The organism is Dyella koreensis (assembly GCF_044904565.1).
Classification (GTDB): domain Bacteria; phylum Pseudomonadota; class Gammaproteobacteria; order Xanthomonadales; family Rhodanobacteraceae; genus Dyella_D; species Dyella_D koreensis.
The window spans coordinates 23,588-49,932 of sequence record NZ_JADIKD010000012.1 but is presented as its reverse complement, the minus strand read 5'-3'; the positions used below and the strand labels follow the sequence as shown (position 1 = coordinate 49,932).

The window sequence follows — 26,345 nt, the reverse complement described above, 5'->3', positions numbered from 1 at the left end:
GCAAGATGGAAATCCGGTAGGCGCCCGTGCGCACCACGGGTAAGCTTGGTGCCCCTGCATTACGGGTACCCGCATGACCGTCATCCGCGCCATCGTCACCGATATCGAAGGCACCACCAGCTCGATCAGCTTCGTCAAGGACGTGCTGTTCCCCTACGCCCGCAAGCGCCTGCCAGCCTTCGTGGAAACCCACGTCGACCGGCCTGAAGTGCAGCACTGGCTGCATGAAGCGGCGAAGGAAGCCGGCCTGGTCGAGGCCAGCCGCCAGGAGATCATCGAACTGCTGTTGCGCTGGATCGACGAGGACCGCAAGTCCACCGCGCTGAAGGCCCTGCAGGGCATGATCTGGAAGGAAGGCTACGAAGCCGGCGACTACCGCGCCCACGTCTATCCCGAAGTCGCCGCGCGCCTGCATGCCTGGCGTGGCGAGGGGCTGCACCTGTACGTGTATTCCTCGGGCTCGGTGCCGTCGCAGAAACTGTTCTTCCAATACTGCGAAGCAGGCGACCTGACCCCGCTGTTCGCCGGCTATTTCGACACCGAAACCGGCCCCAAGCGCGAGCAAGCCTCCTACGAAAAGATCGCCGAAGCCATTGGCGAGCTGCCGCAGCATCTGCTGTTCCTATCCGACATCCCTGAAGAGCTCGATGCCGCCAAAGCCGCCGGCTTCCGCACGGCCTGGCTGCTGCGCCCGCCGCTGAGCATCCCGGCCGAGCCGCACCATCCGGCGTATACGGATTTCGACGCCATCACTCTCTGATACACGTCCGCGCGCGAGCCCATCATGCGTATCACCTTCACCGCCCTGCTCGCCTTCGCCGCCGGCGTGCTGCTGATGCTTGTGCTGTCGCATCGCGCGCCGCTGTCGCCAACCACCCACCCTCTGGCGGCATCGGCCACGACCGCACAAGCGGATCCGGCTGAGTCAGGCAGCAGCGAGGAGGCGGACGATGACAAGGCCGGCAGCGACAAGCCAGGCGATAGCACGCTCGACAACTGGCCGGCACAGGGCCCCACACCAGAACAGGTGGTCTACTCCCAGCCGCGTCTGCTACGCGAGACGCTGGCGAAGTTGACGCCTCGCGTCCCAGGCAAGCCCAATCTCTACCTGGTCTCGTTCGCTGGCGACGGTGGCGAGGATGTGTTCCGCAACGAAGCCGAATACAGCGCCACACTCTTCGCCAGCCGCTTCGGCGCCACCGTGCATCCGCTGGTGCTGGCCAATAATCCGGATACGCTGGAGCAACATCCGCTGGCGACCTGGAGCAATCTGGAAAGCAGTCTCGACGCCTTGGCTAGTGTAATGAAGCCGGACGAAGACATCCTGATGCTCTACCTCACCACCCACGGCGGCCCGGACCACAGCCTATTGGTGGACCTAGATCCATTACCGCTGGACCAGATCGGCGCGCCAGATCTGGCCGACATACTCAATAAGCACCATTTCAAGTGGAAAGTGGTGGTGGTCAACGCCTGCTATTCCGGCGGCTTCGTGCCCAATCTGCGCAGCGCCGGCACCCTCGTGCTCACTGCCGCGCGCACCGACCGCAGCTCGTTCGGCTGCGGCAGCGATTCGGACATCACTTACTTCGGCCGCGCCTGGCTGGTCGACGCGCTCAATCGCACGCCCGATTTCATCGACGCCTTCAAGCAAGCCAGCGGCGAAATCAGCCAATGGGAAAAGAAGGACGAACTCACGCCTTCCGAACCGCAGATCGATATCGGCAACGGCATTGCCGATCAGCTCGCCTTGTGGCGCAAGAACATCACACCGGGTCCCGCGGTGGCGTTCCAGCCACCGCATCCGGCCGGCCATCTGAAGCCTGCGCCTGCCGGTCATCGCTGACCGGCAGGCTATGCTTTACTGGAAGTCCCAGCGCGCGCCAACGTTGAAGCTCCAGCCGCGCGTGCCGCCGCTGCCTATCTCTTTCTGATAGTCGGCCTCGCCGTAGAACGACAGCTGCTTGCGCAGCGAATAGGTCCCGCCCAGGCCAAGTTCCACAGCCTGGCCGTAGGCACCGCCGATAAAGGTCTGGTCGATCGACGACGCGGTGTCGTCACCCACGTTGACCCGTGCGCGACCGCCCCAGCCCTTGATGTAGTTGAGGCGCACATACGGCGTGCCGAACTGGCCGTTGCCGCGATCCCAGGTGCGGGTCAAACGTACGCCCAGGCGACCGATGGTCTGGTCGTAGTCGTTGTAGTTCACGCGAGTGCCGTCACGGTCGACCAGCGTGTCGATACGCTCGTGCAGGCGCGCAAGTTGCAGTTGCGGCTCCAACGTATAGCCGTTGTCGAAGCGCCACGGATAGCCGGTTTCCACCGATGCCGTCCAGCCGGCCGCGCGCAGATGCCCCACATCCTGCATGCGCGCGATGCTCACATCGCCCTGATGGCGTTCGCCCGACACCACACCATCGACATAGAAGCCGTTGACGTGCTGCCAGGTCAGGTACATGGCAATGCTGTTGCTATAGAACTTGGTGCGGCTGTCGCCATCCGCCGCCTTGGGCTCCACCCGCGTGCGCCCATGCGTGAACGCCACGCCGGCACGCATCGCCGACTTCTCGGAATCGATATTGAAGATGTTGGCGCCCACCTGCAGCGCACTCACGTGCTGGTCGTAGTCGTAGCCGAACTCGTTGAAGCGCAGGTTGGTCTTGTAGGTGTAGTCGCCGCCGATGTAGCGCGCGAATGCCTCACCACCCTGGCCATCATCCAGTTCGGTTTCGTGGCGGATCTCGCCCAGGCGCTTGTGCAAGTTGTCGAGCACGCGGAACCCGTAGGCGGCCAGCGCACCCGGAGCGGAGATATACGAGGGAACCTGTGGCGTCACTGCCGGACGGCCCGGCGCACACTTGTCGATGCCATTGACCACGCAGCCGTCGTTCGGCGCTTCCGTGACAGCCGGCGGCGGTGTCACCGTGGCGGGTGGCAGCGGCGCCGGCGCGGGATCGCCCGGCGGCGGTGTCGGCGGCGGATTGGCCTTGGTCGGCGGCACGCAATCCGTCTCGCAGACGTAGATGTTCGCCAGACGATAATCCCAGAACTGGTTGCCCGAGCCGGCTACCACGCGCTGCGTCGCCGAACTCGATCCCGGCTCGAAAGCATACAACCCGTACTGCCAGGGACCCGCGGCAAGGTAACCACCCACCAGACGGAACGCGTCGGGCGTGGAACTGCCCGCCACCTGCACCACCGAAATGCCTTCGTTCGCATCCACCGCGCTGTTGTGATTGAAATCGGTCAACGCGCCCGTGCTCGCCGCCGATGGCGTGATGTTCAACACCGTCGCACCACCGGGCACGGTGACATTGCCCTGCACCAGCAAGCGATCCGTGAATTGGTTGCTCAGGGCACTGCCGAGATTGAGCGTGGTGATCAGGTTGATCTTGCCGGCCTGCGAAATGTAATCGCCGTCGATGGTCAGGCTGTTGCCCGGCGAACCTGCACCATTGGTCAGGTCGATCGTGCCGGCGTTGGTGACACGCACGCCGCCAGGCGTCGGGTCGGAAATCACCGGATGCACATTGTCGCCGGCAAACAGCGTTGAAGCCGAGTCGATAGTGACGTCGCTGTGAGCGAGCCTGAGGTTGTCGGTCAGCGTGAATGCGGTCTTGGTGAAGTTGATCGTGTTCCAGCCGCTGCCCAGATTGACACCCTTGCTGAGATCGTCCGCAGCAAAGGAGCCGCCCCGATAGGTGATGGTGTCCAGGTTGAGCGTATTGCCACTACCGACGCCGCTGGTCAGGTGATAGGTAGAGGAGAGATCCACACCCTTCACCAACGCCTGGTTGTTCGGGCCGCTGCCCATGCTCAGGCTGCCGTTGAGCGTGCCGGCCGTCCAACTGAAATTATCGCTGCCGTTGCCGGTGGCGATGTCGCCTTGCACCGATCCGCCCGTTAGCGAAATCGTGTCGCTGCCGGCACTGCCGCGAATGGCCTGACCCGTGGCGCTGCTGGCCTGGATCGTGCCGGTATTGGTGAAACTCGTGCCGGTGCCGTTGGACAGATCCACCACCGGCGACACCGTGCTGGCCGAGACCAGCTTGCCGGTATTCGTCGTAGTGGACGCCGTGCCCGCAACCAGCGCCGAACCGCCGGCCGCGTTGGTGACATTGACAGTCGCCGCCGTCGTGACCGCACCCGACGTGAGTGCCTGGATACCGGTGGCACCGGCACCATTGGCGTTCACCACATAGTTCTGACTCAGATTCAGCGCGCTGCTGGCCGTTGAACCATCCGCATTGCGGAAGGCGAAGCCTGTACCCGAACCGGCGACATTCATCGTCACCGTCGAAGCCGGATCAAAGGCCGTGGCGGTACGAATGCCCGCACCGTTGCCCGTATTGATCGTGAGGTTGTTCAACGAGACCGTGCCGATTTCCGCTGCATTCTCGATGCCGTTGCCGGTGCCGTCGGTGGTGATGGTGGCATGGGTGGCCGTCAGCGACGACGCGCCCGTATCCAGCAGAATGCCGTGCGCCGTGCCGTGGGTGACGACACTGCCGCCCTGCCCGTCGATCGACGTCTGCGCCCCATTGAGCAACTGGATGCCGGCCACACCGTTGTCCACCGTCACCGTGCCCAGGCCCGCGATCTTTGACTGCGCGCCTTCGACGCGCACGCCGGTGCCGTTCGCCACATGGATGCTGTTGCTGTTGGTCAGCGTGCCGCCACTCTGCAACCACACACCGGTATTGCCGCTGCCCGTCATGTTGACCGCGCCGGCATTCACCAAGCTGCCCTGGTTCCTCGCGATAAACCCAACGGCATTGGCTCCGGTACCGTTGACGGCGCCGTTATTGGTCAGCGTGGTGGCGACCGGCGAACCTACCGCGACACCGGAGATATCGGTCTTCTGCCCGTCCACGATGCCGCCGATGCTGCCGATGCCGCTGAGATTCACCGTCGAAGCGGCGCTGAGCGTACCGGTGGCACCACCATCCACCTCAAGACCGGACGCACCGGCGCCGCTGACATTGAATGTCGTCGCGCCCGTGGTCACCTGCGTGCCGGTGCCCGAACCGGTGATCCCGCGCGCGCCGGCGCCCGATGAGGTCAATACCGGCGTGCCGCTGAGCGCGAGCGTGGCGCCATCGTCGATACGGTAGATAGTGGAATTGGCCGTGCTGGCATCGACCGCGCTGGCCGCGCTGATGATCTGCGCGCCTGCGCCCAGTGCATGGAACGCAATCTGATCAGTGTTGGCGAAGACCGGCAGCGCGCTGGCCGCGACATTCACCGTACCTCCGTTGACCGCCTCGGCACCGATGGCTCCCACGCCGTTCAATTGCACCTGCGAGCCGTTTTGCAGGTTCATCACTGCCTTGCTACCGGTGGCAATCACGCCGCGTGTACGGTCGGCAACACTGCCGCCATTCGCCGTGACAATGCCCGTGGTATTCGCAGTGGTCGTACTGTTGCCGATGCTGCCATCGACCAGAATGCCGGTGCCGCCATCCTGCACGGTGATGTTGCCGCTGTTGGTCGCGGTCGCGCCCGACTCCACGCGGATGCCGGTGGAATGCGCACCGGAGAACGTAATGTGCCCGGTGTTGGTCAGCTTGGCGCTGTTGCGCGCGATATAGCCGGTCAGCGCGGTCTGGCTTTCAGTCAACGTGGCGGCCGTGGTGAGCGATGTCGTGCTCACCGGCGAGCCGGTGTTCGCGCCGGTCAGGCTGTGCTTCTGGCCGTCGACTATGCCCGCCACCGCCCCGACACCCGAGAGATGCATGGTCGTCGCGGCGTCGATCGTGCCCACCGCGCCGCCCTCGATCACTACGCCCGTGGCACCGCTGCCGGTCACCTGGATCTGCGCGTTCTTCGTATTGACCACGGAAGGCGCGCCGGTACCCAGCACCGCCACTGAATTCGCGCCGGAGGCAGTCAGATTCAATCCGGTGCCATCGAAGCCCGCGCCATTCTCCATGCGGAACAGGGTGGATCCCGTCGTCGTTACGTTGAGCGTATCGCTCGCGACATTGATCTTGGCGTTGGTACCGTAGGCGAAGAACGCGATCTGCCTGGTGCCGTTGGCGAAGGTCGGCTCGGCACCCGCCAGCACGTCCACCGTTGCGCGGCCGCGCGCGTGGATACCGATAGCACCATCACCCAGCAGATTCACCGGGCCGCTGACATTCGCCGTCGCCGTGCCCGAGGCCTGTCCTTCCACCCACACGCCGAAGTTGCGCGTGCCGCTACCCGGGTCGGCGCCACCGGCCACATTGATGGTGCCACTGGAGCTGACCGTCGAAGCACTGGCGTTAGTGCTCAGCACCTTGATGCCGACGCCGTTGACGCCGTTGAGATTGATCGTGCCCGCATTGCTGATGCCGCCGCCGGCGCCCGAGTTGGTCACCAGGATGCCGTCGTTTTCGCGCGGCACCGTTGCCGCCTTGCCGTTGATATTGATCGTGCCGGTGTTGTTCACCGTGGCATTGGGCGCATTGCTCACCACGATGCCTGCGGCATTCTGCGTCCTGCTGCCGATGGTGATGGTGCCCTGGTTGTTCGCCGTGGCATTACCGTTGACGGTGATGCCGGCAGTGAGCGTGCCCTGGTTCACCGCCACATCGGCAGGCGTGGTGCCTGCGCTGGTCTGTGGCCCACGACCGATATAGATGGTGCCTGTGGAGGTATTGGTGAACTGGCCGGTGCCATCGGCAAGCAGCACGCCCGTCATCGAGCCATTGGACTTCGAGCCGGTCACGCCGACATTGATGATGCCGGTGTTGTTGGCGTTGCTATTGCCATTCAGCCGGATACCTGCCGACGCACCCGCACCATTGGTCGCACCGGTAGCCAGGTTGATGATGCCGTTGTTGGTGAAGGCGCTGGCGGCGGCCAGATCGACCACATTGGAACCGTAAGCCCCGTCGACCGTGCTGCCGTTGGTATTGAGGAAGAAATTGCCGTTGATGACGCCGTTGTTGGTACCCGAACTGCTGCCGGTCATGAACATGGCCGTGCCATCACCCGAAGTGTGGGTGGTCGCCAGCGTGCCGTTGTTGGTCAGCGTGCCACCGCTCTCCGCGCGCATCGCGCCGCCGTTCGAGTTCACCACCTCCAGCTTGGCCCCGCTGTTGACGGTGGCTCTGCCGTTGTTGCCAATCGTATGCATCACCACGCGCAGGCCGATCGGCTGCGCGATCTCATCCGCGGGATTGTTGGCGGAGATGTTGTAGCCGACGTTCTGCGTCGACGACGCATAGGCCTTGTTGAACTCGTTGGTGTACTGCGCCGGATCCAGGTTGCCCGCGCGGATCTGGCTGATCAGCCAGTCGTTGTAGGTGCGCAGGTCGCTGTCGTTGTTCACCGCCTTTGTATTGGCCACACCATCGAGTGTAGTGACGGTGAAGGTACCGCCGTAACTTGAGACATAAGTGACTTGGTAGTTTTGCGGCTGATTGGGCGCGGCGACGTCACCGATAAAGGTGATGCGGTTGTTGGACTGCCAATTGATGTTGCTGGCGACACCCGCGCTACCGTCCGCATAGAACAGCGAGGACTGCTTGGCCGCCATGGTCCAGCCATTGGTGCTCGCCGTCGAAGCCGCACCGGCCGTGCCGACATTGACGTTGAGCGTGCCGCCGGCCGAAGTCACCGTGCCGACGCGTGCGTCGATGTACTGCGCACCGTTGACGTTCACCTCGTCAGGCACCGACGTATTCATGTCGACCGGTGTCAGCGGCACCAGATTGGCGGTCGCATAGGTCGATACCACGCGCGTGCCGCCGGTAATCGGGTCGGGCACAGTGACGCCGAAATTGATGGTGCCGGGATTGAGCCGCCCCGCGCCAATCCACTGCGAACCGCTGACGATCTTTCCAGCAGTGTTCAATGCACCCAGCGTAGTGCTGCGCGCGCCGCTGTCGCCAGCAAGAAATTGCTGGGGACCGGAGATGGTCATGGTGTTGCCGGCGCCGACGATCTGCTGGCCGACTTTGTTGTCGTTGATCTGGGGGTCGTAGACGCCGAGCGTCACGCTCTGGGCCAGCACCGGTCCAATACCGGCCAGCGACAGCGCAAGGGTCAGCGCCGCCACTCTCAGTGTGTTGGTCCCCGACCCGCCGCGCCGATTGCCCCTGCGTACCTGGGCCAGCTCCGACGCGACCACCCAGGCACCCTGCGCGGTGCTCCACACCAAACGATAAATTGTATTCATGTCCGTTCCCGTCGACGTACCGATGCCCTCATGGTCACCGGCCAAGCACTCAGATGAGCCCTGCAATCACATCGATACGCATCCGGACGACAAGTCGTTCTGCTTGTGCCCCCTGTCGGATGGCCGCCCTCTCCCGGACGACTGAAGCCCGCTAGGAAATTTCTAACTAGAAAGAACCCATACGGACGGGAACGGATAATAGCGTCGCCAGCGTCTTACGCAAGGCTTTAGAAACAAAGACATGACATGCACGGCCTGCGAAAGACCGTGCGATAAAGCATCAGCGTTGCGCGTGACGCTCGGCCAGCAAGCGAGCCACATCAGTCAATCCGAGCCCGCGTGCGCGCAGCGCGACCGTGAGATGGAAGACCAGATCAGCCGCTTCACCCAGCAACTCCTCGTCACCTTGAGCAACGGCCGCCAGCGCTGTCTCCACACCTTCTTCACCTACTTTCTGCGCGATCCGACGGATGCCGCCCTCGAACAAACGCGTGGTGTAGCTGCCATCGGGCCGCTCGACATAACGCTGTTCGACCAGAGCATCCAGCTCGGCGATGAACCCGAGCGGCGGACTCACTACAGCACTCTCGCCGAAGCAGCTCGATGTGCCCAGATGACAGGTCGGCCCTTGCGGCTCAGCCTGGATCAGCAAGGTATCCGCGTCGCAATCGATGCGGATCGACTTCATGGCCAGCACATGACCGGAGCTCTCGCCCTTGGTCCACAGACGCTGCTTGCTGCGGCTATAGAAAGTGACCTTGCCTTCGCGCCGCGTTGTCTCCAGCGCTTCGGCATTCATGTAACCGAGCATCAGCACTTCACCGCTGCGCCAGTGCTGCACGACGGCCGGCAACAGGCCATCGCCCTTGCGCCAGTCGAGACGGGAAAGATCGGTGTTGATATCAGTCATGGAAGAAGCCTCGACACTCAAAGACGGATCTCGACACCTTGCTCGCGCAGGTAGCGCTTGAGCTCGGGAATGGCGATCGCGCCGCCGTGAAACACGCTCGCCGCCAGCGCACCATCCACATCAGCCTGCACAAAAGCATCGTGGAAATGTTCTGGCGCTCCCGCACCGCCGGAAGCGATCAGCGGCACTGTGCAAAGTGCACGCGCGACGCCGAGCTGCTCCAGGTCGTAACCCTGACGCACCCCATCGCTGCCCATGCAATTGAGCACGATCTCGCCGGCGCCACGCTGCTGCGCCTCGACCATCCAGTCCAGCGTGCGCCGCGCCAATGCCTGTGTCTTGGATGGGTCGCCGGTGTATTGGCGCACGCGCCATTCGCCGTCCGCATCGCGCAGGCTGTCGATGCCGACCACCACGCACTGCACGCCGAAGGCATCGGCCAGTTCGCCGATCAGCGCCGGGCGTTCCAGCGCGGGTGAGTTCACCGAAATCTTGTCGGCCCCCGCATGCAGCACCTCGCGGGCTTCATCGACGCTGCGGATACCACCGGCCACACAGAACGGAATATCGATCACCCGGGCCACGCGCTCCACCCAGCCGCGATCCACACTGCGCCCTTCCGGGCTGGCGGTGATGTCGTAGAACACCAGCTCGTCAGCGCCCTCGTCGCGATAGCGCATGGCCAGTTCGACAATCTCACCCATCACCACGTGATCGCGAAAACGCACGCCCTTGACTACCTTGCCGTCGCGCACGTCCAGGCAGGGAATGATGCGACGGCTCAACATGTCAGGGCGTCCTCGATGGTAAAGCGGCCTTCGAGCAAGGCCCGTCCAAGAATCACGCCCCACGCGCCGGCCGTACGGGCGTCGCGGATATCATCCAGCGAGCGCACGCCACCGGATGCCTGCACTTCAAGCGCCGGTGCCGTGGCCGCAAGGTGGCGATACAGATCGAGATTGAAGCCGGCCAGCATGCCGTCGCGATCGATATCGGTGCACAACAGATGGCGTGCGCCGCGCGTGGCGTACCAGGGCGCCAGTTCGTCGAGCGAGCGCGCCTCCACTTCCGTCCACCCTGCGCTCGGCAGCGCCCAGCGGCCATCGATGCGGCGCGTATCCAGCGCAATGGTCAAGCGCGCGCTGCCGTACTTGCCCAGCCACGTGCCGACCTGAGCCGGCTCGCGGATCGCCACACTGCCCAGCACCGCGCGGTTGACGCCGGCATCGAACAGGCGACGCAGATCGTCCTCGCCGCGCACACCGCCACCGGCCTGCACTTGCATGCCGGTACGCGCGATCGCTTCGATCACTTGCAGGTTGTCCAGCGTGCCGGAGCGTGCGCCATCCAGATCGACGACATGCAGCCACTCGGCCCCTGCATCCGCATAGCGGCGGGCCAGGGTCTGCGGATCGAAGTCATAGGTGGTCTGCTGGTCGTAATCGCCCTGGCGCAGACGCACCACGCGTCCGGCACGCAGGTCGATGGCGGGAATGATGGTGAAGCTCATAGTTCCAGGAAATTCTTCAGCAAGGTCGCGCCGACCGCAGCCGAACGCTCGGGATGAAACTGCATGCCATGGAAATTGCCGCGGGCAATCACCGTGGAGAACTCGCCGCCGTAGTCGGCGACGGCAAGACTGTAATTGCCAACCGGCACCGCATAACTGTGCACAAAGTACGCCCAGCTGTGCTCATCCAGTCCCTTCAACAGCGGATGCGAAGCAGTCGCCTTCAAGCGGTTCCAGCCCATGTGCGGCACGCGCAATCCAGGGGCTTCGACAAATCGATGCACCGTGGCGGGAATCAAACCCAGGCACGTGGTGTCGCTCTCTTCCGAACGCTCGCATAGCAGCTGCATCCCCAGGCACACGCCGAGCACCGGCTGGGTCAGCGAACGCATTAACTCGACCAGCCCCAGCTCATGCAAGCGCGCCATGCCCGGAGCTGCCGCGCCAACGCCCGGAAGAATGACTTTGTCGGCGTTGCGGATGGTCTGCGCATCCGACGTCAGCGCGGCGTCCACACCGAGCCGCTGCAGGGCATAGCGCACGGAGCCGATATTGGTACCACCGGCATCGACCAGGACCACGGCCATTACAGCGCCCCCTTGGTACTCGGTAGCTCGCTGCCTTCGCGCCGGATCGCCTGGCGCAGCGTGCGCGCCACCACCTTGAAGCACGCCTCGACCATGTGATGCGCATTCTCCCCGCGCACGCTCAGGTGCAGATTCGCGCCCAGCGTCTCGCACAGCGAGCGGAAGAAATGCGGTACCAGTTCGGTCGGCACTTCGCCGACACGTTCACGCGGAAAGCTGCCTTCGAACACGAAGTACGGACGGCCCGACAGATCCAGCGCAGCGCTGGCCTGCGACTCATCCATCGGCAGCGTGAAACCGTAGCGGCCGATGCCGCGCTTGTCGCCCAGCGCCTGGCGCAAGGCCTGACCCAATGCGAGCGCGCAATCCTCGATGGTGTGGTGTTCGTCAATATGGGTATCGCCGTCGCAATGCAGCTCCAGCGCGAAACCGCCGTGCTTGCCGATCTGCTCCAGCATGTGATCGAAGAAGCCTAGCCCGGTGTGCGCTTGCGGTTCGGCCACGCGGTCCAGATCCACGCTGACGGTGATGCGGGTTTCCTTGGTGTTGCGTACCACCGTGGCCGTGCGCGGTGCATCGAGCAACTGGTGGGCGATCTCATCCCACGCGATGCCCTGCGGGCCGACACGGAAACCGCGCACCCCCATATTGGCGGCGAACTGCAGGTCGGTCTCGCGATCGCCCACCATGGCCGAAGCGGCGCGGCTCCAGCTGTCGTCCGCCAAATAATGGCGCAGCATGCCCACGCCTGGCTTGCGCGTATCCAGCCCCTCGTGCGGAAAGCTGCGATCGATCAGCACTTCGCGAAAACGGATGCCCTGCGAAGCCAGGATGCGCATCAGCAATTCATGCGGTCCGGTGAAGTGAGGCTCGGGAAAGCGCTCGGTGCCGAGGCCGTCCTGATTGGTCACCATCACCAGCTCATAACCCGCCGCCACACAGCGTTGCAGCGAAGCGATCACGCCCGGCAGCAGGGCCAGCTTCTCGTAGCTATCGATCTGCTCGTCCGCCGGCTCCTCGATCAGGCAGCCATCGCGGTCGACAAAAAGGACTTTGCGGCTCATGCCATCGCTCCCTGCAAAACTGTCAGTACCCGGGCATTTTCCTCCGGCGTGCCGATGGTGATGCGCAAGGCATCGCCCAGGTTCGGATAGCGCCGCACGTCGCGCACCACGATGCCCTCAGCCAACAAGCGCTGATATACGCCGCCTGCATCGTCAAAGCGCACCGCCAGGAAGTTCGCCTGGGACGGCAGCACTTCCCGCACGCCTGGCAGCGTCGCCAAAGCACTCGCCATGCGTGAGCGCTCGGCGCGCACCACGCGGATATGTTCGAAGGCGCTCGCCCGCCCCTGCGCCGACAAGCCCTCAAGCGCTGCCGCGACACATGGCAAAGGCAGTGGATACGGCGGCATGATCCGGCGCAGCAAGGCGATCACTTCCGAGTTCGCCAGCAGGCTGCCGATACGCGCGCCGGCCAACGCCCATGCCTTCGACAAGGTGCGCAGTACGGCGAGATTGTCGTAGCGATCGATCAGGCCCGCCACGCTATCGGCGTCAGCGAATTCCAGATAGGCCTCATCCACCACCAGCAACGCGCGGCCACGCAACGCCTGGGCGAGATGCTCGATATCCCCGTGGGGAATCGGCTGCCCGGTCGGATTGTTCGGTGTGCAGACAAAGACCAGCTTCACAGCCGGCGTGATCGCTGCCAGGACGGCATCGACGTCCAGCGTGAAACTCGACGACAGCGGCACTTCGATCACGCCGGCGTTCTGGATGCGCGCGCACACCGCATACATGCCGAACGTCGGCGGCTGGATGGCGATGGCATCCTGTCCGGCGCGGCAGAAGGCTCGCACCAGAAGATCGATCGCCTCGTCACTGCCGCGCCCGACCAGTAGCTGGTCATGGTGCACGCCATAAAGTTCGGCCAGCGCATCGATCAACGCCGCAGGCTGTGGATCGGGATAGCGGTTACAGCCCTGGCCCGCGTCACCCACCGGCGCCCATGCCGACTCATTGGCATTGAGCAGAATTCGTCCGCCGCTCGCCTCCATGCGCGCGGAAGAATACGGTTGCATGGCACGGATTTCCGGGCGCGCCAGATCGAGAACGCTCATGCCCTGCCCTCCAGTGCGGCAAGGCGCAGCGTTACGGCACGCCGATGCGCTTCCAACTGTTCCGCCGCGGCCAGTGTCGCCGTGCATGGACCGATCTCGCGCAGGCCCTCGGCGCTCACCTCCTGCACGGTGATCTGCTTCTGGAAGCTCGCCACCGATACGCCGCTGTAGCTGCGGGCGTAGCCGTAGGTCGGCAATACGTGGTTGCTGCCACTGCAATAATCGCCCACGGATTCCGGCGTCCACGCACCTAGGAAGATCGAGCCGGCACTGTCGACACCATCGAGCAACGCGCGCGGCTCCGCCACCTGAAGGATCAGATGCTCCGGCGCATAGCGATTGCTTACCGCCACGGCCTGCGCCAGTGAATCGACCAAAATCAACCGGCTCTGTGCCAGTGCCTGCACGGCAATCGACGCACGCGGCAACTCGGCGCACTGGCGATCCACTTCACTCGCGACCTTGTCGAGCAGCTCAGCCGAAGGACTGAGCAGAATCACCTGCGAGTCCGGACCGTGCTCCGCCTGCGACAGCAGATCCGCCGCCACGAATGCGGGATTGGCCGCGGCGTCGGCGATCACCAGCACCTCGGACGGCCCAGCCGGCATATCGATCGCTGCGCCCTCGGGATCGCCCGACACCTGCAACTTGGCTTCCGTGACCCAGGCGTTGCCCGGACCGAACAGCTTGTCGCAGCGAGGTACCGAGGCGGTGCCATAGGCCATTGCCGCGATCGCCTGCGCGCCGCCCAGCTTGAACACCTTATGCACGCCGGTAACACGTGCCGCGTACAGCACGGCCTCGTCGCAGCGACCATCCGCCCGTGCCGGTGAGCACAACACCACTTCACGGCAACCAGCAATGCGCGCGGGCACGCCCAGCATCAGCGCTGTCGACGGCAACGGCGCGCTGCCCGCCGGCACATACAGGCCAACCTTGCTGATCGGCCGCAGCATGCGTTCCACCCGCACGCCCTTGGCGGTGTCCACCGCGACCGGCCGCGGCGCGGCTTCGCGATGGAAAGCATCGATGCGCGACGCGGCTTCCTTGATGGCCGCCTTTAACTCTGGTGCCAATGCCGCTTCGGCCGCAGCAAACTCGGCCTCATCCACTTCGATCACATCGATCACGCAACGGTCGTACTTCGCGCTCAACGCGCGCAGGGCCGCATCGCCATCCGCACGCACCTGCGCAATGATCTGCTCCACGCCGCGACGCAACTCGTCAGCACGTGACTGCGCCGGTCGCGCCAACGCATCGCGCTGGGCGGCGGCATCCAATCGATTCCAGTCCAGGCGCTTCATGCCAGCATCTTCTCCACCGGCAGCACGAACATCTCGCGCGCACCGGCTTTCTTGATCTCTTCCAACTGCCGCCAACTCACTTCGCCAGCGCACAGCGCCTGCAACATCAACTGGTCCGGTTGCCCCGCCACTGGCAGCAAGGTCGGCTGCGGACCACCCGGCAGCAGGCGGGTCACCGCTTCCAGCGCACTGCGCGAGGTCTGCAGCAGCAGCAAGCGCGACTCGCGCACCTGCATCACCCCATCAAGACGCTTGAGCAACAACTCGATCATGTCGCCGCGCTCATCCACCGGCAGCGTCTGCGGCCCGGCCAACACAGCCTCACTTTCCAGCAAGACATCGGCTTCGCGCAGATGATTGGCGACCAGCGTGCCGCCGCTCTGCACCAGATCGCAGATCGCGTCGGCTGTACCCAGCCGCGGCGCGATCTCCACCGATCCCGCCAGCGTCACTACACCCGCATCCACACCATTCGTACGCAACCACTCACGCAGCAGGCCCGGATATGAGGTGGCAATGCGGCGCCCGGCAAGTTGCCCGACTTCCTCATAGGCCATCTCCTGCGGCACGGCGATCGACAGACGACAACGCCCGAAACCCAGCGGCCGCCATTCGGCCAGCGGCTCCGCCTCGCGCCCATCAGTCAACTGATACTCGCTGAGCACATTGCGACCGACGATGCCCAGATCGCATACCCCCTGCGCAATCAACCCGGGGATGTCGTCATCGCGCACCAGCAACAGATCCACCGGCTCGCCCTCGCCAAAGCAGAACAGCTTGTCGCGGCTCTGTCGGAAGCTAAGCCCGCAGCGATTGAGCAGATCCAGCGCCGGCTCCGTGAGCCGACCGGACTTCTGCATCGCGATGCGCAAGCGGTCGCGTGTCTTCATGACTTGGCCTTCTTCGCCGCCGCGCGACGACGTGCTGCACGGGCCGCGGCAGCCAGATAGCCGCCATTACCCTGATTGAGAAAACGCGCCACCCGCCCGATGGTGGTGATACTCACCGCCGTGCGCTCATGGATCTCGCGATACGGCACCTCATCCAGCAGATACGGCACCACCCGCCAACGATCCACCAACACCTCCAGCTCCGCCGGCGTGCACAAGTCATGCAGAAAAGCATTCATCTCATCCGCATTCTTCAACGACAGCAAAGCCTCACACAGACTCAGCTCAGCGGACTCGGCGGGGGTCTCGGGATCCAACGATCGACGCTTCATAATGTACTAATGCGTTAATACAGTGGATCGCATCATACCGACGATGATGCGGCGCCGCAAGCCTGGGAATGGCGGCCGAAAGTGCAAGGAAAATCAGGGATATGGAACGGGCATCAGTGCGATGCGCCCCGCCGCCGCGTGCAGACATACCGCCCCACAAAGCACCGGCACTGCGTAGCAGCGCTATCCCGAGCACCCACCCCTCACCCCAACCCTCTCCCCGGAGGGGAGAGGGAGAACCGCTCCATTAGGCGATGCGAAGCGAGCCCGTAACCGGGCCCCCTGTGGAGCGGTGAGGGTTGGACGAAAAGGCCCCGAAGGGGGCATCGGCATGGATGCCGATGCCTTTTCGACAGGACAAGGATGTCCTGTCGAAAAGCCCGGCCAACCCTCACGGACCCGTAGGCGAAGCCGAAGGGCGCGTAAGAGGGGTGCCTTTTCTTTTGGTTACTTTTCTTTGGGCAAGCAAAGAAAAGTAACTCGGCTCGCGGCAGCGAGACGAAAGCCCGCCGCAGGCGAGCCAATTCGGGATAACGCGACAACCGAGGCGCACCACTACTGGATTCCGGCCTGCGCCGGAATGACGAACTGGGAGGGATATCGCAAGGACCGAACTCGCCTCCCCCTCCCACAGAACCCCCTTCAGCTCACCAAAGGGAGAAAAGCGCGAGCAAATTCAGTGAACCGCCCTCCGCCCCACCAACTCACAAACCACCCGCACATCCCCATCCATCGCCCGATCCCGCGACATGAAATCGATATACCCGCGAATCACATCATGCGCCTTGCGCACCGCAGTACCCGCGTGGAAATCGCCCACCCCAGCCAGCGCCGCAGTGAGCTGCTGCACCTCAGCCGCGAACTGCGGGTAATGCGGATGATCCTCGCGCGGCGCGTTGGCAATCTTGCCGGCCAGCGCCTTCCAATCGCCGCGCGCCGCGAGGCGGCGGGCCGCATTGAGCATGGCCTGACGGAAATCCAGCGCCTGCGCCGCGGTGTACAACTCCAGCGCAATCACGTGGCTGAGGTCTTCCATCATCTCCAACACGTGGCGCGCCTCGTTGGCACCCATCGAGACGTGATCCTCGGCATTCGCACTGGTCGGCACCGAATACACACTGGCCGGATGCGCGCGCGTCGCCAGATCATTGACCAGGGCCGCCGCGGTGTACTGCACGATCATGAAACCGGAATCGGTGCCATCCTCGTTGCCGGTGAGGAACGCCGGCAGGCCATCGTTGGTAGCCGGGTCGACCAGCTTGTTGAGGCGGCGCTCGGAGATCGAAGCCAGTACCGGGATGGCTGCCTTGACGTAGCTCATCGCCAGCGCCAGCGGCATGCCGTGGAAATGGCCGGCCGAGATCACCTGCTCTTCGATGAATTGTGCGCCCTCCGCCTCTGGGAAGATCAACGGATTGTCGGTGACCGCATTGAGTTCGATATCAATCACCCGGCACGCCTGCGCCCAGGCATCGCGCACCGCGCCGTGCACCTGCGGCATGCAGCGCAGGCAGTAGGCGTCCTGCGGCTGATGCTTCTTGCCGCCACGGAACGGCAGGAAGCGGCTATAGAACGCTTCGCGCCCATGACGTTGGTTGGCCGGCACCCAATCCCAACCGATGTCGAAACTGAGCGCCTGATCCTCCGGCTGCTCCCAGGCCTCGGCCGTCCACTGCTTGAAGCGCGGCACCAGGTGATAAGGAATATCAACCAGGGTGCTCTCTTCGAGCAACTCACGCACATGCCCTGCCGTTTCGACCTGCCCCGGATGCGGACGCAGCGCATGCACCTCGGGACGCAGCGCGCCGCTGCGGCCAGCGAAGGCATCCAGCGTCATTGCAGCAGCCAGGTCGGCGGTGTCGAGCAGGTATTCCAGCGAATCCAACGCCAGCGCAGCGGTGGCCAGCATCTGCGCGGTGCCGTTGTTCAGCGCCAGGCCTTCCTTGAAGGACAGGCGGATCGGCGACAGACCGGCTCGCTCCAGCGCCTCAGCGCCAGGCATCCGCTCGCCCTGGTAGAACGCCTCACCGCCACCGAGCAGCACGATTGCCAGATGCGAAAGCGGCGCGAGATCGCCACTAGCGCCCACCGAGCCCTTCTCCGGCACCACTGGCACCACACCGCTGTTGAGCAACGCCGTAAGTGCTTGCAGGGTTTCGACGCGGATGCCCGAATGGCCGCGCATCAAGGTGTTGATGCGAATCACCAGCATGGCGCGCACCACTTCCTCGGCGAACGGCTTACCGACGCAGACTGCGTGCGTGATGATCAGGTTGTGCTGCAGTTCGTCGAGCAACGTGCCTTCCGGCTTGTCAGGATGCCCTCCCGGCAACTCGTCGCGCAGACGATGTGCGCCCAGCAGTTTGTCGGCGTTGCTGCCGAAGCCGGTGGTGACGCCGTAGGTCGGCTCGCCGCAACTGACCTTGTCGGCCAGGAAATCCGCGGCGCGCTGCACGCGCACAAGCTGCGCCTTGTCCAGCTCTACACCAAGCCCCTGGCGCGCCACCGCGACCAATTGTTCGCGGGTAAGGCTGTTGCCGTCGAGAAGCACCGTCTTTGCCGTCATGCCTGCGTATCCAGAATGCGTTGAATGGGGAAGGAGAACACAAGAACAAGAAAGGGGAAGTAAGAGCCTGCTCCCTATCTTTTCGTAGCCCGCGCCGGGATCTGCTTGCGCACCAGCCAAGGAAGAGGGAGGGAGTGTACGTCCGTACACGACCGAGCGATGACGCCGGCTGGAGCGCAAACAGACCCGGCCCTTCGGGTTGAGTGTCGGCGGGCGCCATGCGGCGGCGCGCGGCTTGGCCTGGCAGCCAGCCAGGCGCTGCGCCACGCTCCACCACCTGACGCCCGCCGACACTCAACGCGGGCCACGAAAAGATAGGGAGCAGGCTCTTAGCAACGAGTGAGCACTTCACCCGCTACATACCTCCCCTCGAATCACCATGCTCAGGCGCCGATTTCGGCCTGGGCCAACTCGACGCGCAGCGTCTTGATCAGATCGGCGCGGGCCACCTCGAACTGGTCTTCGCGACGCAGATCCTTGACCGTAACCACGCCCTTGGCCAGCTCGTCCTCGCCCAGCACCACCACGAAGCGGATGCCGGCGCGGTCGGCGTACTTGAACTGCTTGCCGAGCTTGCCGCCCTCCAGCACCACCTCGGTGGCGATACCGGCGCCGCGCAGCTCTCCCGCCAGCGCGAGGTAAGCCGGCAGTTGCGCCTCATCCATCTGCGTCACCAGGACATCCACCGTGCTGTGCGCGGTGCTGATCAGGCCGGCGTCGCGGAGCTGCCAGTAGAGACGGGTCAGACCGATCGAAATACCTACGCCAGGCAACTTGGACTTGGTGTACTGGCCGGCCAGGTTCTCGTAGCGACCACCCGAACAGATCGAGCCGATCTGCGGGTAGTCATTGAGCGTGGTCTCGTAGACGGTGCCGGTGTAGTAGTCCAGCCCGCGCGCGATCGAGAGATTCAGCACGAAATGCGATTCCGGCACGCCGAAGTCGCGGATCATGCCCAGCACTTCTTTCAGCTCGGCGCGCCCTTGCTCCATAGACTCCGGACCAGCGCCGAGTGCATCGAGCTTGTCGAAGGCATCCTGCAAGGAAGTGGAACGCACCTGCACGAAATCGAGGATCTTCTGAGCGACATCCGCGCTGAGGCCAAAGGCTTCGCCAGTGAGCGTGTCGCGCACGTAATCGGCGCCACGCTTGTCCAGCTTGTCCACTTCGCGCAGCACCAGGGTCTGCTGCTCGGCATCGACCACGCCCAGGCTCTCGAAGAAACCACGCATCAGCTTGCGGTTGTTGAGCTGGATGGTGAAGGCGCCGATGTTGAGCTCGCGGAACACGCTATAGATGACGGCCGGCAGTTCGGCGTCATAACGCACCGACAGACTGTCCTTGCCGATCACATCGATGTCGCACTGATAGAACTCGCGGAAACGGCCGCGCTGCGCGCGCTCGCCGCGGTATACGCGCTGCATCTGATAGCGGCGAAACGGGAACGACAAATCATGCTCGTGCTCGGCCACATAGCGGGCCAGCGGCACGGTCAGGTCGAAGCGCAGCGCCATGTCCGGCTTCTCGCCCTGCTCCATCGCGCCGGTGGACTGCACGAAATACACCTGACGCTCAGTCTCGCCGCCGGTCTTGGTCAGCAGCACGTCCGAATATTCGATCACCGGCGTCTCCACCGGCAGAAAGCCAAAGCGCTCGTAGTTGCGGCGAATCACGTCGAGCATGCGCTGGAAAGCGATCTGGTCGAGCGGGAGCAATTCGAGTACACCGGGCATGGTGCGGGCCGGGGTGAGCGCCATGAAATCCTCAGCTTTAAAAGGGAAAACGACCTATGCGCGCTGGGCGCAGCGATAGCCGCATAGGTTAGCAGAAGGCCACCCGCTCCTCGGACCGATCAGGGCGATTCGGACACACGCACCTGTTGCCAAGCCTGAAAAGGGCCATTAAGATACGCGGCTCCCACGGGGTGTAGCTCAGCCTGGTAGAGCGCTACGTTCGGGACGTAGAAGTCGCAGGTTCGAATCCTGTCACCCCGACCAAAATTCGATAAAAAAGCCGGCCTAGCGCCGGCTTTTTTGTGCCCAGGCTCAGGGCTTGCCGCTACAACGCCAGCGCCGTGAGCCGCTCCAGCTCTTCCTCATCAAACCCCGCCTCCAGCCGTGCCGGACGGTTGAACGGACCGCGCAGGCTGGCGCCCATATAGTCACGCAGCAGGTCGAGAAAAGTGTCGCGCGGGTCGATGCCATCGCGCTCGCAGCAGTGGCGAAACCAGCGCGTGCCGGCGGCAACGTGGGCCACTTCTTCGCGCAGGATCACTTCGAGGATGTCGACCGTCCTTTCATCGCCGACGCTGCGCAGACGCTCGATCATGCCGGGCGTGACGTCCAGCCCGCGCGCCTCCAGCACGCGCGGCACCAAAGCCATGCGTGCAGTGTCGTGATGGGCGGTTTTCTCGGCCATTTCCCACAGGCCGTTGTGGGCGTCGAAGTCGCCGTAGGCATGCCCTAGCTCGGCCAGCCGCGCGGAGAGCATGGCGAAATGGCGCGCTTCGTCGTTGGCGCAACTGGCCCAGTCGCGATAGTACGCATCGGGCTTGCCGCGGAAGCGGTACACCGCATCCCAGGCCAGGTTGATCGCGTTGAACTCGATGTGCGCCACCGCATGCACCAGTGCCGCGCGACCTTCCGGCGTGCCCAGGCCGCGATGCGGAACCTGTCGCGAAGGCACCAGCAGCGGACGAAGCGGACGGCCAGGCGCGGCGATGGGCTCGGGCGGAGGCGAGTCCTCGCTCGGGCGAAGTTCGCCGGCAAGGAAGGCCTGCCAGGTCGCGTGCGTGAGACGAAGCTTGTCGGCCGGCTCGCTGGCGTCGAGGCAGCGCCTGGCGGCTTGATGGAGATCGGTCATGCGGTGAAGTGTAGCGCCGGCCGGACGACAGGCCCGCATTGCACCCGGCCAGGATGGGCGCGCATAGTCGCGCTCCTGGCTTCCTCAAAGGAATGACGTATGCCCAGCCTGCATGCCGTCGAGATCAAGGCTTTCGTCCCGGCACGCGACTACGACCTGTCGCGGCGCTTCTACGCCGACGTGGGCTTCGAGGAGAAATCAGACTTCAAGGGCGTGGCGTACTTCGCGCTCGGCGAATGCAGCTTTCTGCTGCAGAACTTCTACAACGAGGCGCACGCCAACAACTTCATGATGCATCTGCTGGTCGACGACGCGGATGCGTGGCATCGGCGCCTGATGGAAAAGGACATCCTCAGCACCTACGGCCCGCATGGCGTGCGCATGAACTCGCCCGACGATCGCGAGTGGGGCATACGCGATTTTCATCTGATCGACCCGACCGGTGTGCTGTGGCACATCGGCCACAACATCCGCTGACCGGGAAGTCCGCCAGCGCATACTTCCCGGTCTTGCGATGACTTATGCGCTGCGGCGCGCAGCCTTGGCGTCGTCGGAGCGCAGCATCTCGATCTGTTCGAGATAGGTCTTGTCCAGGCCCGTCACGTATTCGCCGTTGAAGCAGGAAGCGTCGAACTGCTTCAGCTGCTCGTTGCCATCCTGGACGGCCCAGATCAGGTCCTGCAGATCCTGATAGATCAGCCAGTCGGCGCCGAGCATCTTCTCCACTTCCTGCTCGCTATGGCCGGAAGCCACCAGCTCGGAGGCGGCCGGCATGTCGATGCCGTACACGTTGGGGTAGCGCACCGGCGGTGCGGCGGAAGCGAAGAACACATTCTTCGCGCCAGCCTCGCGCGCCATCTGGATGATCTGGCGCGAAGTGGTGCCGCGCACGATGGAGTCATCCACCAGCAGCACGTTCTTCTTGCGGAACTCAAGCTCCACCGGATTGAGCTTGCGGCGCACCGATTTCACGCGCTCGCCCTGCCCCGGCATGATGAAGGTACGGCCGATGTAGCGGTTCTTGACGAAACCCTCGCGGAACGGCACGCCCAGCGCTTCGGCCAGCGCGCTGGCGGCGGTGCGGGCGGTATCGGGAATCGGGATCACCGCGTCGATGCCATGGTCGGGGCGCTCGCGCAGAATCTTTTCGGCCAGCTTCTGGCCCATGCGAAGGCGTGCCTTGTAGACCGAGACGTTCTCGATCATCGAGTCCGGCCGTGCGAGGTAGACGTACTCGAAGATGCACGGCGCGTGCGTCGCGGCTTCGGCGCACATGCGGGTGAACAGCTGGCCGTCGTCGCTGATGAACACCGCTTCGCCCGGCGCCACGTCGCGCAGGCGCTTGAAGCCGAGAATATCCAGCGCCACCGACTCAGAAGCCACCGCATACTCGCGGCCCTCGGCGGTCACGCGCTCACCCAGCACCAGCGGACGGATGCCGTTGGGATCGCGGAAGGCCAGCAGGCCGTAGCCCAGGATCAGCGCCAGGCAGGCATAACCGCCGCGCGCACGCGCATGTACGCCGGCCACGGCCTTGAAGATGTGATCGGGCGTCAGCGCCATCCGGTCCTGGATCTGCAGCTCGTGCGCGAGCACGTTGAGCAGCACCTCGGAATCGGAATCCGTATTGATGTGCCGGCGGTCGTCCTCGAACATCTCGCGGCGCAGGGTCTCGGTGTTGACCAGGTTGCCGTTGTGGGCGAAGGCGATGCCATAGGGCGAGTTCACGTAGAACGGCTGCGCCTCGGAAGACCCTTCCGAACCCGCCGTGGGATAACGGCAGTGGCCCATGCCGATGCGGCCGCGCAAGCCGCTCATCGCGCCCTGGGTGAACACATCACGCACCAGGCCGTTGCCCTTGTGCAGACGCAGGCGCGCGCCGTCGACCGTGGCGATGCCGGCCGCATCCTGCCCGCGATGCTGCAGCACCGTCAGGCCGTCATAGAGGGCCGATGCCACCTCGGTGGTACCGACAATGCCGATGATTCCGCACATGGTTGTTGTTGCCTATAGCTAGAGATTCGTTGCGGGCGCCGCGCCGGTCGTCGCGGGCGCCTGGGAGCTGCGTGCCGGCGCGGGTGCGGCGCCTGGCAACATCGCCGGCAACGCCGGCAAGGACTGCAAAGACGGCATGGCAGGCATCGATGGCAGATGATCCAGCACGGCGGACGGCTGCAGATAACGCTTCACGTTGTCCGGCACCCTTTCGCCGAGCCACGCAGCCACTCCCTTGAACTGCGGCAATAACACGGACTGCTGGTACCACGGATCGCGGGTAAACGCGGTGAAACCCAGCAGAAACACCATCAGCGTCACCAGCAAGATGCCGCGCGCAAAGCCAAACACCATGCCCAGCAATCGATCCGTACCGCTCAGGCCGGTACCTTCGATCAGCCGGCCGATCAGGAAACGCACCAGCACACCGCCGATCAACACGGCGACAAAGCAGGTGCCATAGCCCACGGCGATACGTGCCGAAGGCAGGTCGATCTTATGCTCGAAGTAGGTCGAAACACTCGGCCCGAAGGTCCAGGACACCCAGAACGCCAGGATCCAGATCCCCAGCGCCATGACCTCTGAAATAAGGCCGCGCCACACGCCGATCAAGACCGACAGACCGACGACCGTGATGATGATGTAGTCGGTCCAGTTCACGGTCGTGGCCATCGGTACAGTCAGGGCGCGCTGACGACGTTGCCGCCGAGACCAAGCTTGGTCTTGATCTGGTCACGCACGCGCACTGCATCGTCGCGCTGCGTCTGCGGGCCGGCGCGCACGCGCCACAACTGCTTGCCGTTGGCGTTCACGGTATCCACATAGCCGTCGAAGCCGTTGGCGCGCAGCTTGTCGCGCAACGCATTGGCATCGGCCTGGCTACCCATCGCCGCCACCTGCACCGCCCAGCCGCCCGCTCGCGCGGCCGGCTTGGCGGCGGCCGTTGCCGGTGCAGCCGCCGGAGCATCGTCCTGGGCCGGCGTGCTGGCACTGCCTTCGAGGCGCGCCGGCGCACCGGGAATGGTCTGGGTGATCTTCAGGCGCGCAGCTTCCGCCGCGGCGCGGGATTCAAAAGGACCGGCCGTGACCAGGGTCAGCTGCTTGCCGCCCTGATTGATCGCGCGGCTGGAAGCCGGGTAACCCAGGCCCCGCACGCGCTGCACAAGGCTCTGCGCGCTGGTCGTCGACGCGTAGGCACTGAGATTGAGCGAGAACTGGCCATGCGCGGCGGTAGCCGCTGGCAAGGCCGGCGTCGGTGCAGCTGCCGCCGTTGCGGCCGGCTTGTCGGCGGCAGGCTTGGTCTGGGCGGGAATCACCGGCTGCGTCGCTGCCGGCTTGGTCTGGACCGGGATCACCGGCTGGGCCGGCGAACTGCCGTTGCTCACCGTGGTGGGGTCAGGCTTCTGGCCTGCGGCCGGATCGGTTTCCACGTCGCGCGGACGGTTGGAGCCGATATTCACGGTGGCCAGCTTATCGGAACTGACGGGTGCCGCACCCGGCGCAACGGGCTGATCGGCACCGGTCACGGCCGGCTTCGGCGCGGCGGCAGCCGTGGAAGACGGCGCAACGCCCGGCGTGAGGCTCATGGTCTTGGTTTGCAGGTCGCGATCCGGCGCCGGCGGAATCGCCAGACTCACCGTTTCATCGCCACCCGCCGTCGGTGGGGTACTGGAAAAGAACATCGGCACGAACAGGACCGCCAGCGCAATCAGAACGGCGGCACCCAGCAGACGTGTTTTCAAGACGGACTCCAAGGCGACAGGCGCAACACGAAACGGGCGGGATTATACCCGCCCAAGGGACCAATCACGGCAAATCGTCAGGACTGTGATTCAGCCAGTACCGCCGCGGCGACGAAAAACGAACCGAACGCAAGGATGCGATCGCCTCGCTGCGCCGTGCCACGCGCGGCTTCCAACGCGCCATGCACGTCGGCGTGCACGGCGAAACGCGCTTCCGGCAACGCCAGTTGCAGCTCTTCCGCCAGCGCTTCACCCGGCAGGCCACGGGGCGTATCTCGCTCCAGTCCAGCCAGATGCCAGTGATGGACACGTGCGCCAAGCGCCCTGATCACACCAGCCACATCCTTATCGGCCAGTGCACCGTAGACCGCATGCACCTGTCCGCCCGGACGCGCATCCAGCCATTCGGCCAGCGCACGCGCCGCCTGCGGATTATGGCCGACATCCACGATCAGGGCCGGGTCGCCACCCAGCGATTGCAGGCGCGCGGAGACCAATGCGGTGCGCACGCCAGCCTCGAACGCCGCTGACTCGATCGGCAACACCTTGCGCAGCGCGTGCAGTGCGGCCACCGCCGCGGCCGCATTGGCGTATTGCACTGGCGCCACGAGCTTGGGATCAGGCAAAGACAAAGCGATGCCGTCGCGGTGCTGCCAACGCCAGCCACTCGCTTCGCGCTCCCAGTGAAAATCCGTACCCGCCCGCTCCACCTGCGCACCGCTCGCGGCCAGCGCATCGAGCAGGCCGGCAGGCGGATCGAGCTCACCCACGATGGCCGGTCGCCCTGCCCGCGCAATGCCCGCCTTCTCACGGCCGATGCTGTCGCGATCAGGGCCCAGCCAATCCATATGATCCAGATCGACTGTGGTGACCACCGCGACGTCGGCATCAATGATGTTTACCGCATCCAGGCGTCCGCCTAACCCGACTTCCAGCACCGCCACGTCGAGATCGGCGCGGGCGAACAGATCGAGTGCCGCCAGCGTGCCGAATTCGAAGTACGTCAGCAGCAGATCGCCACGCGCCGCCTCGATCCGCTCGAAGCTGGCGATCAGCGCCTCATCGCTGGCGTCGCGGCCGTCGATGCGTATGCGCTCGTTGTAGTGCAGCAAGTGCGGTGAGGTGTAGCAGCCCACGCGACGCCCCGCCGCCTGCAGCACGGCCTCCAGCATTGCCACCGTGGAACCCTTGCCATTGGTACCACCTACGGTAATGACATGACGCGCCGGCGCGGCGCCGCCCATGCGCTGCCATACCGCATCCACGCGATCGAGACCCAGCTCGATGCTGCGTACATTGACGTGCTCCTGATAACTCAGCCATTCGGCCAGCGTGCGTGACATCGCAGTCCCTTTCGA

General features: G+C 64.4%; 20 protein-coding genes and 1 tRNA gene. 4 read left to right on the top strand and 17 right to left on the bottom strand.

Going from position 1 to position 26,345, the window contains the following annotated elements; all coding sequences use genetic code 11:
• Positions 1-73 precede the first annotated feature (73 nt).
• Entirely contained in the window at positions 74-760 is a 687-nt protein-coding gene (gene mtnC / locus ISS97_RS15590) for an acireductone synthase (protein WP_379983695.1), read from the top strand.
• A gap of 24 nt (positions 761-784) precedes the next feature.
• Complete coding sequence (locus tag ISS97_RS15585; RefSeq protein WP_379983696.1) at positions 785-1,846, top strand: C13 family peptidase; 1,062 nt, start codon at positions 785-787, stop codon at positions 1,844-1,846.
• A gap of 15 nt (positions 1,847-1,861) precedes the next feature.
• Here ISS97_RS15585 and ISS97_RS15580 read toward each other — a convergent pair whose 3' ends face one another.
• The 12 genes from ISS97_RS15580 to hisS form a co-directional block, all read right to left on the bottom strand.
• Positions 1,862-8,167, bottom strand: a complete 6,306-nt coding sequence (locus ISS97_RS15580; RefSeq protein ID WP_379983697.1) for an autotransporter outer membrane beta-barrel domain-containing protein — start codon at positions 8,165-8,167, stop codon at positions 1,862-1,864.
• Between the two features lie 280 nt (positions 8,168-8,447).
• The gene (hisIE, locus tag ISS97_RS15575; protein WP_379983698.1) at positions 8,448-9,077 is read right to left on the bottom strand and encodes a bifunctional phosphoribosyl-AMP cyclohydrolase/phosphoribosyl-ATP diphosphatase HisIE; all 630 of its coding nucleotides are present in this window, start codon (positions 9,075-9,077) and stop codon (positions 8,448-8,450) included.
• Positions 9,078-9,094: 17 nt separating this feature from the next.
• Positions 9,095-9,865: an imidazole glycerol phosphate synthase subunit HisF gene (gene hisF, locus ISS97_RS15570; RefSeq protein ID WP_379983699.1), complete on the bottom strand. Its 771-nt coding sequence runs from the start codon at positions 9,863-9,865 to the stop codon at positions 9,095-9,097.
• Positions 9,859-10,587: a 1-(5-phosphoribosyl)-5-[(5-phosphoribosylamino)methylideneamino]imidazole-4-carboxamide isomerase gene (gene hisA, locus ISS97_RS15565; protein ID WP_379983700.1), complete on the bottom strand. Its 729-nt coding sequence runs from the start codon at positions 10,585-10,587 to the stop codon at positions 9,859-9,861. The genes hisF and hisA overlap by 7 nt, the downstream gene beginning before the upstream one ends.
• The gene (gene hisH, locus ISS97_RS15560) at positions 10,584-11,174 is read right to left on the bottom strand and encodes an imidazole glycerol phosphate synthase subunit HisH (protein ID WP_379983701.1); all 591 of its coding nucleotides are present in this window, start codon (positions 11,172-11,174) and stop codon (positions 10,584-10,586) included. The genes hisA and hisH overlap by 4 nt, the downstream gene beginning before the upstream one ends.
• Positions 11,174-12,238: a bifunctional histidinol-phosphatase/imidazoleglycerol-phosphate dehydratase HisB gene (gene hisB / locus ISS97_RS15555; RefSeq protein WP_379983702.1), complete on the bottom strand. Its 1,065-nt coding sequence runs from the start codon at positions 12,236-12,238 to the stop codon at positions 11,174-11,176. Before hisB ends, hisH begins: the two co-directional genes overlap by 1 nt.
• Entirely contained in the window at positions 12,235-13,296 is a 1,062-nt protein-coding gene (gene hisC / locus ISS97_RS15550; protein ID WP_379983703.1) for a histidinol-phosphate transaminase, read from the bottom strand. The genes hisB and hisC overlap by 4 nt, the downstream gene beginning before the upstream one ends.
• Positions 13,293-14,600: a histidinol dehydrogenase gene (gene hisD, locus ISS97_RS15545; RefSeq protein ID WP_379983704.1), complete on the bottom strand. Its 1,308-nt coding sequence runs from the start codon at positions 14,598-14,600 to the stop codon at positions 13,293-13,295. The genes hisC and hisD overlap by 4 nt, the downstream gene beginning before the upstream one ends.
• Positions 14,597-15,490: an ATP phosphoribosyltransferase gene (gene hisG / locus ISS97_RS15540; RefSeq protein ID WP_379983705.1), complete on the bottom strand. Its 894-nt coding sequence runs from the start codon at positions 15,488-15,490 to the stop codon at positions 14,597-14,599. The genes hisD and hisG overlap by 4 nt, the downstream gene beginning before the upstream one ends.
• A complete protein-coding gene (locus ISS97_RS15535) occupies positions 15,487-15,822 on the bottom strand; it encodes a YerC/YecD family TrpR-related protein (RefSeq protein ID WP_379983706.1) in 336 nt (111 codons plus the stop codon). The genes hisG and ISS97_RS15535 overlap by 4 nt, the downstream gene beginning before the upstream one ends.
• A gap of 676 nt (positions 15,823-16,498) precedes the next feature.
• On the bottom strand, positions 16,499-18,388 hold the full coding sequence (locus ISS97_RS15530; protein ID WP_379983707.1) for an HAL/PAL/TAL family ammonia-lyase: 1,890 nt from the start codon (positions 18,386-18,388) through the stop codon (positions 16,499-16,501).
• Positions 18,389-18,771: 383 nt separating this feature from the next.
• Positions 18,772-20,145, bottom strand: a complete 1,374-nt coding sequence (gene hisS / locus ISS97_RS15525) for a histidine--tRNA ligase (RefSeq protein WP_379983708.1) — start codon at positions 20,143-20,145, stop codon at positions 18,772-18,774.
• A gap of 163 nt (positions 20,146-20,308) precedes the next feature.
• Here hisS and ISS97_RS15520 point away from each other — a divergent pair.
• Positions 20,309-20,385, top strand: a tRNA-Pro gene (locus ISS97_RS15520).
• 61 nt (positions 20,386-20,446) lie between these two features.
• Here ISS97_RS15520 and ISS97_RS15515 read toward each other — a convergent pair.
• Positions 20,447-21,250, bottom strand: a complete 804-nt coding sequence (locus ISS97_RS15515; RefSeq protein ID WP_379983709.1) for a ferritin-like domain-containing protein — start codon at positions 21,248-21,250, stop codon at positions 20,447-20,449.
• Positions 21,251-21,349: 99 nt separating this feature from the next.
• On the opposite strand from ISS97_RS15515, the gene ISS97_RS15510 reads away from it, so the two are divergent.
• Complete coding sequence (locus tag ISS97_RS15510) at positions 21,350-21,727, top strand: VOC family protein (RefSeq protein ID WP_379983710.1); 378 nt, start codon at positions 21,350-21,352, stop codon at positions 21,725-21,727.
• A gap of 42 nt (positions 21,728-21,769) precedes the next feature.
• Here the strand turns inward: ISS97_RS15510 and purF are convergent, their stop codons facing one another.
• From purF to folC, 4 genes are all read right to left on the bottom strand, one after another.
• A complete protein-coding gene (gene purF, locus ISS97_RS15505; protein ID WP_379983711.1) occupies positions 21,770-23,245 on the bottom strand; it encodes an amidophosphoribosyltransferase in 1,476 nt (491 codons plus the stop codon).
• Positions 23,246-23,263: 18 nt separating this feature from the next.
• Positions 23,264-23,905 (bottom strand): CvpA family protein, encoded by a 642-nt coding sequence (locus ISS97_RS15500; RefSeq protein ID WP_379983748.1) that lies wholly within the window; start codon positions 23,903-23,905, stop codon positions 23,264-23,266.
• Between the two features lie 20 nt (positions 23,906-23,925).
• Positions 23,926-24,987 carry an SPOR domain-containing protein gene (locus ISS97_RS15495; protein WP_379983712.1) on the bottom strand — a complete coding sequence of 354 codons (1,062 nt, stop codon included), beginning with the start codon at positions 24,985-24,987 and terminating at the stop codon, positions 23,926-23,928.
• 77 nt (positions 24,988-25,064) lie between these two features.
• Entirely contained in the window at positions 25,065-26,330 is a 1,266-nt protein-coding gene (gene folC, locus ISS97_RS15490) for a bifunctional tetrahydrofolate synthase/dihydrofolate synthase (RefSeq protein WP_379983713.1), read from the bottom strand.
• Between the last annotated feature and the right edge of the window lie 15 nt (positions 26,331-26,345).